Origin of the sequence: Janthinobacterium lividum, assembly GCF_034424625.1 — a bacterium.
GTDB lineage: Bacteria > Pseudomonadota > Gammaproteobacteria > Burkholderiales > Burkholderiaceae_D > Janthinobacterium > Janthinobacterium lividum.
Map to the genome: position 1 here is coordinate 2,184,894 of NZ_CP139976.1, position 12,414 is coordinate 2,197,307.

Consider the following 12,414-nt stretch of genomic DNA (forward strand, 5'->3'; position numbering starts at 1 on the left):
ATGAGCACCTCTCCCATTCTTGACCCCATCGCCATCGGCGTGGCCAGCGGCTGGAACGTCACCGACGCCAGCACCGTGGCCGCCGACCGTACGCTGGAAGCCGACGTGGTCATCATCGGCAGCGGCGCCGGCGGCGGCGTGACGGCGGAAATCCTCGCGCTGGCAGGCTTGAAAGTCTTGATCGTCGAGGAGGGCGGCTTGAAGTCCTCGCAAGACTTCAAGATGCGCGAAGCGGACGCCTATCCCGCGCTGTACCAGGAATCGGCCGCGCGCAAGACGCGCGACAAGGCGATCAATATCCTGCAGGGGCGCACCGTGGGCGGTTCGACCACCGTCAACTGGACCTCGAGCTTCCGCACACCGCCCGGCACCCTCGAATACTGGCGCAAGCATTTTGGCTTGTCCGGCTATTCCATCGATGCCATGGCGCCGTGGTTCGCCATGATGGAAAAACGCCTGCACGTGAGCGACTGGGCCGCGCCACCCAATGAAAACAACGACTTATTGCGCCGTGGCGCCACGGCGCTGGGCATTCCCACGGCCGCCATCCGGCGCAACGTGAACGGCTGCTGGAACCTTGGCTACTGCGGCATGGGTTGCCCGACCAACGCCAAGCAGTCGATGCTGGTGACGACGATCCCGTCGGCGCTGGCGCTGGGCGCGGGCCTGCTCGTGCATGCGCGCGCCGAGCGTTTCAGCTTCAAGGGCGAGCGCATCGACAGCCTGCAGGTGACGGCGCTGGACGCGGCGGGGCAAGTGCCCACGGGCGTGCGCCTCACCTTGCGCGCCAAGCACTTCGTGCTGGCCGGCGGCGCCATCAACTCGCCGGCGCTGCTGCTGCGCTCGCAGGCGCCCGACCCGCACGGCTTGCTGGGAAGGCGCACCTTCTTGCATCCGACGGTGATCTCGGCGGGCCTGTTCCCGCAGCGCGTCGACGCTTATGCGGGCGCGCCGCAGACGATTTATTCCGACCATTTCCTGCACACGGCGCCCATCGATGGTCCCATCGGCTACAAGCTCGAAGCGCCGCCGCTGCATCCGCTGCTGATGGCCACCACCATGGGCGGTTTCGGCGATGAACACGCGCGCACCATGCGCGAATTCCCCCATGCGCATGGCTTGCTGGCCCTGCTGCGCGACGGCTTTCACCATGATTCGGCGGGCGGCACGGTATCGATCGACAGCTTCGGTGCGCCCGTGCTCGACTATCCGCTCACGCCTTTTATGTGGGATGGCGTGCGGCGCGCGCTGCTGTCGATGGCGGAAATCCAGTTCGCCGCCGGCGCGAAAAGTGTCTATCCCGTGCATGAAATGGCCAGCCATTACACCAGCTGGGCGCAGGCGAAGCAGGCGATCGGCGATTTGCCGATGAAGGTGCTGCTGGCGCGGGTGGTGTCGGCCCACGTGATGGGCGGCTGCGCCATGTCGGACGATGCGCGCCTGGGCGTGGCGGGTGCCGATGGCCGCTACCACGGCGTGCGCAACCTGTCCGTGCACGACGGCTCGCTGCTGCCCACGTCGATAGGCGCCAATCCGCAATTGACGCTGTATGCGCTGGCCGCGCGCCTGGCCAGCGGCCTGGCGCGGGAGCTGACGGGAAAACCGGCGCCCGTGCCCGTTCCAGCGCCAGCATGATCGCACGCATACTCAAGTGGCTGATGCTGCTGCAAGTGCTGGCCGTGCTGGGGTTGGCGTACCTGGCCATGCAGGCGTGGGGCGTGGCTTCGCCGGTGCAGGCCGTGTTGCTGGCGCTGGCCATGCTGCTGGCCGTGCGCGCGCTGGTCGTGGCGCGCAATTTTTGGCAGAGCCGGCGGCTGGGTAGCCCCGTGCCACAGGAATATCAATTGGGTGTGCGGGGGGCCGCGCGGCTGTTCCTGGGCGAACTGCGCGCCACCCTGTGGGCCTCGTCATGGGGCATGCTGCGTCCGCGCCTGCATGCGGCCGACACAGTCGCTGGCCAGGGCCTGCCGGTGCTGCTGATCCACGGCTATGTGTGCAACCGCGGCTACTGGACGCAGCTGAGCCGGCAACTGGCGCGGGCTGGCGTCGTGCACGATGGCGTCGACCTGGAGCCCATCGGCGCCGATATCGAGCAATTTGTGCCCCAAGTGGAGCAAGCCATCACCGAGCTGCGCGCCCGCACTGGCAGCGACCGCGTGATTCTCGTCGCCCACAGCATGGGCGGCCTGGTGGCGCGCGCCTGGCTGCGCCGGCATGGCGCGCGGCGTGTCGCCCGCATCATCACCATCGGCACGCCGCACCACGGCACGGCGCTGGCCAACCTGGCGGCAGGCGCGAATGCCCGGCAGATGAGCCGTATCCATGGCGCGCCGGACGCCTGGCTGGCGCAGCTGGCCGCCAGCGAGACGCCGGAAACGCGCGCCCTGATCACCTCGATTTACTCGCACCACGACAATATCGTCGCGCCGCAGTCGTCCGCGCAGCTGCCCGACGCGCGCAATCTGGCCTTCGGCGGCATCGGCCATGTGGCGCTGGCCAGCGATGCGCGCGTGCTGCGTCAGCTGCTGGAAGAAATCACTATCAAGAACGAAGTCGCCCAGCCTCCGTCTTGCCCGCATTTTTCCTGAATCCTGTTGTGTTTTGTCTGCATGGCAAGACTGTCTGTTTTGACTCTGCTGTTGCCCCTGTTTAACAACGCCATGGGCAGATAATGCTGTTTTCCGCTGGCGTACTGTATTAAGCTAAGGTCAGAAGGGCAGCGGGAAAAATTGTTCCTGAGGCCGCTTGCGCCGTTCTGCAGACGTCCGGCGGCCAGATTTTTCTCAGGATCTATGGCAAGATATTGTAGGATTGTTATGTAGCCCGCGCATGCGAAAAGTTGAACGCAGGCAGAAAATGAGTCCACGTAGTTTTTATTGGGGGCGCTAATTGTCCGCACGTATCCTGATTATTGAAGATAACGCCACCAATATGGAATTGATGGTGTATTTGCTGCGTGCCTTCGGGTACACGCCGCTGGCCGCCTATGACGGCGAAGAGGGCGTGCGCATGGCGCGCAGCGAATTGCCGGACTTGATCATTTGCGACGTGCATTTGCCCAAGCTCGATGGCTATGGCGTGGTGGCCGAGCTGAAGAAAGATCCGCAGCTGCGCAATATCCCGGCCCTGGCCGTGACGGCGCTGGCCATGGTGGGCGACCGCGAACGTCTGCTCGAAGCGGGTTTCAATGGCTACATCGGCAAGCCGATCGAGCCCGACCTGTTCGTCGCGGAGCTGGAATCTTTTTTACCCGGGGCGCCGTCGACGCCAGTTAAAAACGACATAGCCACCATCCTGATCGTCGATGATCATGTGCTGAACCGCGAATTCCTGACCGCTTTGCTCGGTTACGGCGGCCACCGCCTGCTGGAAGCGGCGAATGGCGCCGATGCGCTGGAAATCCTGCGCACCGAGCGGCCGGACCTGATCATCTCCGACATCCTCATGCCGAACATGGACGGCTATGAATTCGTCACGCGCGTGCATGCCGATCCCGCGCTGACCGACGTGCCCATCATTTTCTATACGGCCACCTACCGCGAACAGGAAGCGATCTTGCTGGCGCAGGCCTGCGGCGTGCGCTGGGTGCTGCCCAAGCCGTCCGACCCGGAAGTCATCGTGCGCACCGTCAACGAGGCGCTGGGACTGATGCCGCCGACGGCCCAGGTGGCGGCCACGCCGGGCGCGGGCAGCGCTGCGGCGCCTCCCGCCACGGGCAAGCTGGCTGGCATCGAGCATCAGGTCAGCGGCTATATCGACGAACTCGAATCGAGCAGCCAGCAGATTTCGCAGCTGGCCAGCCAGCGCGAGGGCCAGGCCGCCATCCCCGAAGACCTGGGCGTCATGACGGAGCGCCTGTCGCGCTCGCTGTCGAGCCTGCAGGCGGTGAGCCTGCGCCTGACGGCCCTGATCGAGCTCGGTATCGAACTGGGCGCCGAACGCGATCCGCGCGCCCTGATCGAAGCGGGCTGCAAGGTGGCGCAGAATATCTGCGTCTCCAAGTATGCCTGCATCGGCGTGCTGGAAGAGGGCGCCGAAAAGCTCAGCTATTTTTCCTCGTGCGGCGCCGAGAAAGACCTCGATCGCATCGCCAGCACACCGCGCACGGGCATCCTGAACCGCTTGCTGGAACAGCGCCAGCCCTACCGGGTCAACGGCTTGAAGGGCGACCCTGGCGCGCTGGGCCTGCCCGACACGCACCCGCCCGTGCATTCCTTTCTGGGCGTGGCCATCGCCTCGCGCGAGCGCAGCCACGGCTGGCTGTACCTGGTCGACAAGCTGGGCGCGAATGAATTTTCCGAAGTCGACGAGCGCGTCGCCGCCACGGTGGCGGCGCAGATCGCCGTCGCCTACGACAACCTGCTGCTGTACGACGAGATCAAGCGCCACCATGAGCAGCTGACCCTGGACATGGCGGCGCGCATCCGCCTCGATGAAGACTTGCGCCGCTTCCGCCTGGCGATGGATGCCACGGCCGACGCGATTTTCCTCGTCGACCGCGCCGGCATGTGCTTCGTCGACGTCAACCAGACGGCTTGCCGCATGCTCGGTTTCGAGCGCGAGGATTTTCTGCGCGTGGGGCCGGGCCGCGCGCACGAGGGCGAATCCCAGCTGGAAGAGCTGTACAACAAGCTGCTGGCCGGCGACCAGGGCGGCCCGATGACGGAACTGCAGCTGCAGCGCAAGGACGGTTCGCCGCTGTCGGTGGAAGTGCAGCGGCGCACCCTGCGCTCGGGGCAGAGCTGGATCCTGGTGGCCGTGGCGCGCGACATCACCGAGCGCAAGGATGCCGAACAGCGCCTGATGAAGCTGGCGCATTTCGATACCTTGACGGGTTTGCCTAACCGCAGCCAGTTCTACGCCTCGCTGACCCATTCGCTGGCCCAGGCGTCCGAACACCAGTGGGCCGTGGCCGTGCTGTTCATGGATATCGACCGCTTCAAGAATATCAACGATACCCTGGGCCACACCATCGGCGACGATCTGCTGCGCCAGTTTTCCAGCCGCCTCGTCGATTGCCTGCGCGTGCGCGATACCATCGGCCGCTTTGGCGGCGATGAATTTGCCACCATCCTGGTACTGCCCGATGGCGCCCAGCATGCCGTGGGCGTGGTCGACAAGATCCGCGAGGCGATGCGCAAGCCCTTCGACTTGCAGGGCCACGAGGTGACGGTGACGGTCAGCATCGGCATTTCCGTGTACCCCGACGATGGCATCGATGCGGACACGTTGATTCAATATGCCGACACGGCCATGTACCGTGCCAAGGAAGCGGGCCGCGACGCCTTCCGCTTCTTCACGGCGGAAATGAATGCGCAGTCGATGGCGCGGCTGGACATGGAAAACGCCCTGCGGCGCGCCATCGACAACGAGGAATTCGTGCTGTTCTTCCAGCCCAAGGTGAATATCATCTCGGGACGCATCAGCGGCGCAGAGGCGCTGATACGCTGGCGCCGCCCCGGCCACGGCATGGTCTCGCCAGCCCTGTTCATCCCCCTGCTGGAAGAAACGGGGCTGATCGTGCGCGTCGGTAACTGGGTGCTCGACGAAGCCTGCAGGAAGATCAGCGAGTGGGGCGCCAGCAGCATCGGGCCCGTGCACCTGTCGGTCAACGTGTCGGGCATCCAGTTTTTCGTCGGCGGCCTGGAAGAGGAGGTGCTCAAGGCGATCCGCAAATACGATATCGCGCCCGAGCTGCTGGAGCTGGAGCTGACGGAAAGCTCGCTCATGTCGAACGCCGAGGAAACCATCGCCGTGCTGCGCAACCTGAAGGCGCTGGGCATCCAGATTTCCATCGACGATTTCGGCACCGGCTATTCCAGCCTGGCCTACCTGAAGCGCTTCCCCATCGACAAGCTGAAGATCGACATCGCCTTCGTGCGCGAAGTGACCAGCAATCCGGACGACGCGGCCATCGTGCTGGCCATTATCAGCATGGCGCACAGCATGAAGCTGGAAGTGATCGCCGAAGGCGTGGAAAACGATGCGCAGCTGGCCTATTTGCGGCGCCACGGCTGCGACGAGATGCAGGGTTATTACTTCAGCCGTCCCGTGCCGCACGAGGAATTCGAACAGATGCTGATGAAAGGCACGCTGCTGCAGGCGCCGCAGGATGCCGGTGGCGAAGAGCAGCAAACCTTGCTGATCGTCGACGACGATGTCTTCATGCTCGATGTGCTCAGCGACTTCCTGGCGCAGGACGGCTACCGCATCCTCACGGCGCAGACGGCCGCCGAAGGCTTCGACATCCTGGCGCGCCACAAGGTGCAGGTGATCCTGTGCGACCAGTGCATGCCGCTCATGAGCGGCACCGAATTCATGGAGCGGGTCAAGCACCTGTGTCCCGACACCTTCCGCATCATGCTGTCGGCCTTTGCCGACCTGACGCCCATCATGGCGGCCATCAACCGCGGCGCCGTCGACCGCTTCTATACCAAGCCGTGGAAAGGCGCCGTGCTGCGCGAGAATATCCGCGAAGGCTTCCGCCTGCACAAGCTGCTGCATGGCCAGGTGAAGGCGGCGGCCTAGGTTCTGGCCGCCGCGTGCGCTGGCGCACCTTGAGCAGCCGCTTTCTATCGAATTAGACCCCCGTCTCTAGTTTTGCTCACTAGAATAAAATGCATCCATGAAGTGGCATGGCCTTTCACATGACGGGAGCTGGCGATGGTGAAGAAATTGAAGGAACCGACGGAAGACAAGGAATTGGCAAGCGCCGTGCGTTCTTCCGCGCAGCAGATCTGGCAAGCGGGCCTCGGTGCCTTTGCCAAGGCGCAGGAAGAGGGCGGGCGCGTGTTTTCCAAGCTGGTAAAGGAAGGCACGGAATTCCAGAAGCGCGCCGAAGACAAGGTGGCCGGTGTCAGCGACAGTGTCAGCAAGCTGGCCGATGGCGTGGGCAAGCAGGCCAGCGGCTCCTGGGACAAGCTGGAACAGGTGTTTGAAGAGCGCGTCGCGCGCGCCCTGGCCACCATTGGCGTGCCCACGCAACAGGACCTCGCCGCGCTGCACGCGCAGATCGATGCCTTGAGCCGGCAAGTGGCGGCGCTGTCGGCCAAGGCCGCGCCGGCGCCCAGGCCGAAGGCTGCGGCCAAGCCCGCCGTGAAGGCGGCGCCGAAAGCCGTACCGAAAACCGCGCCAAAAACCGCACCGAAAGCGGCCGTCGCCAAGGCCACGGCCAAGCCGGCAGCCAGGGCTACGCCGCGCGCCGCAGCCAAACCGGTGAGCAAGCCGCTCAGCAAACCGGCGGCGAGACCGGCGGCGAAGAAAAAAGCGCCGGCCGCCTGAGCTGGCGCCGCATTCCTCCAGCCTGCTCGCGCAGGCTTTTTTTTGCCTGCGTTTTTCGCCGGCGGCCAGGGGCGGAGTGTTTCATTATGGCTATTTTAGGTGGTATGCTTGAGGCAGAACACAGAGAGATTGCCCGCCATGCTACAAAAAGCACCACGCCGTACCCGCGAACGCATCCTGGAGTTGTCGCTGCGCCTGTTCAATGAGTTTGGTGAGCCGAATATCACGACGACCGTGATTGCCGAAGAGATGAACATTTCGCCCGGCAACCTGTATTACCACTTCCGTAACAAGGACGACATCGTCAATTCGATCTTCGTCCAGTTCGAGGCGGAAATCGAACGCATCCTGACCGTGCCCGACGGTCGCCGCTCGAATATCGAGGATGTCTGGCTGTATTTGCACCTGATGTTCGAACTGATCTGGCGCTACCGCTTTTTCTATCGCGACCTCAATGATTTGCTGTCGCGCAACCGCAAACTGGAATTGCACTTCAAGCTGATCCTGGCGCACAAGATCAAGGTGGCCACGCAGCTGTGCGAAGACTTGCGCAGCGAACAGTCGCTGGAAGCGTCGGACATGGAAATTGCTGCGATGGCGACGAATATGGTGGTTGTCGCCACCTACTGGCTGTCGTACGAGTATGTGCGCAACCCGCGCAAGTACAGCGAGCAGCAATCGATGTCCGATGCGCTGGCGCGCGGCTGCTACCAGGTGCTGTCCCTGATCGGCCCGTATCTGCGCAATGAAACGCATTTGCTGTTTCGCAAACTGTCGGAAGAGTACGTGACGAAACTCAAGAACGACTGACGCGGCTGCTGGCGCCACGTCGCTATTTACAGGAGAGATATATGGCTTGGAAACAATTTCCCTATCCGGACGAGGCATATGTCTACACGCCGCAAACCCTGGAAGCGGCCTGGGCGCGCCTGCATGCGGGCGACGTGGAACCCTTTCCCACGCACTCTGCGCTGGTGCAAGCCTGGCTGGCCTTCCATGCGGGCGACTTCGAGCGCGCCGTGAAGCTGGGCCTGGCCGTCGGCGTGCCCGGTTATGCGGTGGCGCACAAGGCGACCTGCATCTACGCCACGCACCTGGAAGTGGACGACAGCCGGAAACTCGACATGTACGAAGAAGTCGCGGAGCGCTGCGAGCGCCAGCAGAGCGAGCAGCCGGACAATCCGGCCGGCTACTACTGGCATGCCTACAGCCTGGGCCGTTATGCGCTGGGCACGTCCGTCGTCAAGGCCCTGGCGCAAGGCATGGGCGCGCGCGTGCGCAACAGCCTGGACCGCACGATGACGGTGTCGCCCATGCATGCGGAAGCGCATATCGCGTTTGGGATTTATCATACGGAAATTATCGACAAAGTCGGTGCCATGATAGGCAGCCTGACCTACGGCGCCAACAAGGAAGACGGCTATCAGCACTTCAAGACGGCACTGGCCCTGACGCCGTATTCGGCGCTGGCGCACAGCGAATATGCGCGCGCCTTGAACATGCTCGACGGAAAGAAAAAGCTGGCGGAAGCGCTGGCACTGTATGAAAAGGCGGCCGAGTGCGAGGCACTGGACGCCAAGGAGCGCCTCGAGGTCGAGGCGGCGATCGATGAATTGAAAGGGTAGGGATTACTGTGATCAAGGCTTTATGTGTGTACTGTGGCGCCAATGCGGGCGTCTCGCCGGACTATGCCGTGGCGGCGCGCGAACTGGCGCGCGTGCTGGTGGCGGAAAATATCTCGCTTGTATATGGCGGCGGCAAGGTGGGCCTGATGGGCGTGATCGCCGATGAAGTGCTGCGCCTGGGCGGCGAAGTGACGGGCGTGATTCCCACCCAGCTGGTCGAGCGCGAAGTGGGCCACACGGGCTTGACGCGCCAGTTCATCGTGAAGGACATGCATGAGCGCAAGGCGATGATGGCCAGCCTGTCTGACGCCTTCATCGCCATGCCCGGCGGCTATGGCACCCTGGAAGAGCTGTTCGAGATGCTCACGTGGGCCCAGCTGGGCTTGCACGCCAAGCCCATCGGCTTGCTCAATGTCGACCGTTTCTATGATGGCTTGATCGCTTTCGTGCAAAACGGCAAGGAACAGGGCTTTATCCGCCCGCAGCACGCGGCGTTCCTGAATGCCGACGCCGATCCTGCCGCGCTGGTGCAGCGCCTGAAGGAGTGCGCGCCTTAATCTTTCTTCATAGAAATTGACAGGGAGCCATGCGCTGCGCAGTGCATGGCTTTTTTTATTTCCACACGGGAAAATTGATCGCGCTCAATGATTCAATTGATAAATATATGTCCATAATATTTCTCTCTATGCATGTTATTTTGAAAATGAAGATGCTTTTTAATTATGGTTGTGGTCTACTTGTCCTGTTCAAAAGTTAGGACTATCGGACACCCGTGAGCGCGACAAGACTCCTAAAAAACGGTGCCGAGCCATTTCAAGTTGCCACAGCCACGCTACTTCATCATCTCGAAAGGATGCTATTTTGAAACCTATGACCCTCTTGCGCGCGACCGCTGTCGCCGCCATTCTTGCAGCCGCTGGCGGTGCTCAGGCGCAGACGACGACGATCGGCTTCGATTCGCTCGAACATCCCGGCTACTTTGGTTCCGTATTCAATTCCTACTCCGAAGGCGGCTATAACTTTGACAGCAGCTTCCTGGGCCTGTTGAGCTCGGCACATCAGGATAGCTTCGCTTATGCCGGCTCGGCCGGCCTGGGTGCGACAGCCCTGTCGACAACGACCTTGTCGCGCGCCGATGGCGCCGCTTTCTCGCTGAGCTCGATCAGCCTGGCCGATTTCGTGAGCTTGCCTGGTTCCTTCGATGTGACCTTTGTCGGCCACCAAGTGGGCGGCGGCACGGTGACCCAGACCTTCAGCCTTGGCGGCGGCCACACCTTTGCCGATTACACGTTTACGGGTTTCAGCAATCTGCTGTCGGCATCGTGGAAGGAAGGCGCCTTGCACACCTTCCAGGTTGACAATATCTCCGCCACTGTCAGCGCCGTACCGGAACCGGCCACCTACGGCATGCTGCTGGGCGGACTGGGCCTGCTGGGCTTCATGCTTCGCCGCAAGAACGCCGCCTGAGCCTGAACATGGTGCCGGCCATGCCGGCGCATACGTAAACAATGCCGCCCAGTGGATGCCGGGCGGCATTGTTACGTGGACTTCATGATCCTGACTTCATGACCACAGGCGCTGGCCTGACAGGTCGAGCTGGGTCAGGTACAGGCGCACGTCGAATTCATACTGGTGGTATTGCGGTTCCATATACGTGCACAGCTTGTAGAACGCCTTGTCATGCTGCTTTTCTTTTACATGCGCCAGTTCGTGCACGGCGATCATGCGCAGGAATTCCAGCGGCACTTCCTTGAACATGGTGGCCACGCGGATTTCATGCTTGGCCTTGAGCTTGCCGCCCTGCACGCGCGAGATCGAGGTATGCAAACCCAGCGCATGCTGGATCACATGGATCTTGCTGTCGAACGCCACCTTGTTGATGGGTTCTGCATTGCGCAGGAATTCATTCTTCAAGTCCTGCACATACTGGTATAACGCCTTGTCGTTGCGCACATCGTGCGCGTTCGGATAGCGTTTCAACAGGACGTCGCCCAGCTTGTCTTGCACGATCAGTTGCTGCACTTGCGCTTGCGTTTGTTCGGAATAGGCGCTCAGGTATTTCAGGGATGGCTGCATGCGGGGAAGGGCGGGGCGGGGCGCGGAGGTGTCGGTAAGGCGAGAATGTACCATACCGCCGCGCCCCGCGCTGCGCCAGCCCTTGCGCGGGGCCGCCGGGGCCGTCCCGTGCCTTCGTCAAGCCGCGCTGTCCGGGTAATCCCGGTCAGCCCGTCAGCCCGGATCAGCCCTTGTCGTCTTCTTCCTTGCCACCCTGCCGGCCAGTGTTGCCGCTGCGCGCCGCCGTGCCGCCGCGGTTTTCATTGGCGCGCTGGGCCGATTGCCGGCTTTCGCCACCCTTGCGGCCTATTTCCGCCATGTGTTCGCGGTTGCGGCTGACGGCTTCGCCGCCTTTCTGCCCGGCCCGGCGTGCTTCTTCCGAGTCGAATTCATGCGCCGTGCCCTTTTGATGGGCTGCCTGACCGCCCTTGCTGGCAATTTCGCGTTGCTGCTCCTCATTCATGGCGGCAAAGCCGCGCTTGCTCGTGCCTTTGGCGCTGCCCGATTCGCTGGCTTTCTGGCTGCTGCCAGCGCCTTTGCCCTGTTCATTACCTTGATTGTTAGCCATGTCGCTCTCCTTGCTATCGAGTGGGGGTCCAGTGTTCAACTCACGTATTTAATTCAAGTCTTCAATGCGCCTGATCGGATTGCCTGTGGCCGGCGCCATCGCGGTGGCCTGTGGCGTGCATTTTTTCGATCATTTCACGCTGGCGCTGCGTGGCTTTTTCCGTTTCCTCGGCCGTCTTGCGCACCACTTCGTCAGCGAAGGCCACGGCCGTGCGGCTCGCTTCGGGCAGGTGGTTCTCTGCCGTGCGGTTCATCTCGACATTGGCGTTGGCGACGAGGTTGCCGAGTTGCTGCTGGTACTGGCGCAGCTTGTTGCTGCCCGGCTGCAGCTGGGCAGCAGCCAGCGACATGAACTCGCCCGTGTCGCGCGCACACAGCAGTTGCTGGCTGGCGTTGCTCCATTCCTGCAGCAAGTCTTGCGCCAGCCGCAGATGCAGCTCGCTCAGTTGCTGCGCCGTATCGAACATCTTGCGCGATAGTTCCGTGGCGAAATTGCACTGGGCCTCCAGATGGGACTTCAGGGCGGGGCTGAAACTGGGGGGCATACTGGTTGTGAACATGTTCTACCTCAATGAAAAGCGGATCCAGGAAACACCCGGTGTACCGGATGCGGCGTATGGTGCAACAAGCAAAGTGATAGACGCCGGATGGTGTGCCAGGTTCCACGCCAGATGCCGGTTTGGGACGAGAATGGGGCCTGGCAGGGGGAAAAACGCGATGGTTTTGCGCCAGATCAAATGAACGTGAATCAGCTTGCCGCCGCCGGCAGCCATGCTGCTTGTGTGGAAAATGCAGGTTTACAGGCCCGGCCGTGCGACAATAGCCGGCTCGCGGCAGCGCAGCCGATGGCCGGCGCGCGTGGCTGAGCCGAGCATAGCCCACCTTT

General features: G+C 62.5%; 11 protein-coding genes. 8 read left to right on the forward strand and 3 right to left on the reverse strand.

Going from position 1 to position 12,414, the window contains the following annotated elements; all coding sequences use genetic code 11:
- The 8 genes from U0004_RS09985 (at position 1) to U0004_RS10020 (ending at position 10,373) form a co-directional block, all read left to right on the forward strand.
- Positions 1-1,635 (forward strand): GMC family oxidoreductase, encoded by a 1,635-nt coding sequence (locus U0004_RS09985; RefSeq protein WP_070254987.1) that lies wholly within the window; start codon positions 1-3, stop codon positions 1,633-1,635.
- Positions 1,632-2,588, forward strand: a complete 957-nt coding sequence (locus U0004_RS09990) for an alpha/beta hydrolase (RefSeq protein WP_070254985.1) — start codon at positions 1,632-1,634, stop codon at positions 2,586-2,588. The genes U0004_RS09985 and U0004_RS09990 overlap by 4 nt, the downstream gene beginning before the upstream one ends.
- Before the next feature lie 301 nt (positions 2,589-2,889).
- The gene (locus U0004_RS09995; protein ID WP_070254983.1) at positions 2,890-6,528 is read left to right on the forward strand and encodes an EAL domain-containing protein; all 3,639 of its coding nucleotides are present in this window, start codon (positions 2,890-2,892) and stop codon (positions 6,526-6,528) included.
- Positions 6,529-6,663: 135 nt separating this feature from the next.
- Positions 6,664-7,281 carry a phasin family protein gene (locus U0004_RS10000; protein WP_070254981.1) on the forward strand — a complete coding sequence of 206 codons (618 nt, stop codon included), beginning with the start codon at positions 6,664-6,666 and terminating at the stop codon, positions 7,279-7,281.
- Positions 7,282-7,419: 138 nt separating this feature from the next.
- Entirely contained in the window at positions 7,420-8,091 is a 672-nt protein-coding gene (locus tag U0004_RS10005) for a TetR/AcrR family transcriptional regulator (RefSeq protein WP_034786204.1), read from the forward strand.
- A gap of 41 nt (positions 8,092-8,132) precedes the next feature.
- A complete protein-coding gene (locus U0004_RS10010; protein WP_070254979.1) occupies positions 8,133-8,906 on the forward strand; it encodes a tetratricopeptide repeat protein in 774 nt (257 codons plus the stop codon).
- Positions 8,907-8,917: 11 nt separating this feature from the next.
- Positions 8,918-9,463 (forward strand): LOG family protein, encoded by a 546-nt coding sequence (locus U0004_RS10015; protein WP_034786386.1) that lies wholly within the window; start codon positions 8,918-8,920, stop codon positions 9,461-9,463.
- A 304-nt stretch (positions 9,464-9,767) separates the two neighbouring features.
- Positions 9,768-10,373 (forward strand): PEP-CTERM sorting domain-containing protein, encoded by a 606-nt coding sequence (locus U0004_RS10020; protein ID WP_412101867.1) that lies wholly within the window; start codon positions 9,768-9,770, stop codon positions 10,371-10,373.
- Between the two features lie 96 nt (positions 10,374-10,469).
- Here the strand turns inward: U0004_RS10020 and U0004_RS10025 are convergent, their stop codons facing one another.
- The 3 genes from U0004_RS10025 to U0004_RS10035 all read right to left on the reverse strand — a co-directional run bounded on the left by U0004_RS10025 (position 10,470) and on the right by U0004_RS10035 (position 12,088).
- Complete coding sequence (locus tag U0004_RS10025; RefSeq protein WP_070254977.1) at positions 10,470-10,982, reverse strand: YgjP-like metallopeptidase domain-containing protein; 513 nt, start codon at positions 10,980-10,982, stop codon at positions 10,470-10,472.
- A 163-nt stretch (positions 10,983-11,145) separates the two neighbouring features.
- Entirely contained in the window at positions 11,146-11,529 is a 384-nt protein-coding gene (locus tag U0004_RS10030; RefSeq protein WP_070254975.1) for a KGG domain-containing protein, read from the reverse strand.
- A gap of 61 nt (positions 11,530-11,590) precedes the next feature.
- Positions 11,591-12,088 carry a phasin family protein gene (locus U0004_RS10035; protein WP_070254973.1) on the reverse strand — a complete coding sequence of 166 codons (498 nt, stop codon included), beginning with the start codon at positions 12,086-12,088 and terminating at the stop codon, positions 11,591-11,593.
- Between the last annotated feature and the right edge of the window lie 326 nt (positions 12,089-12,414).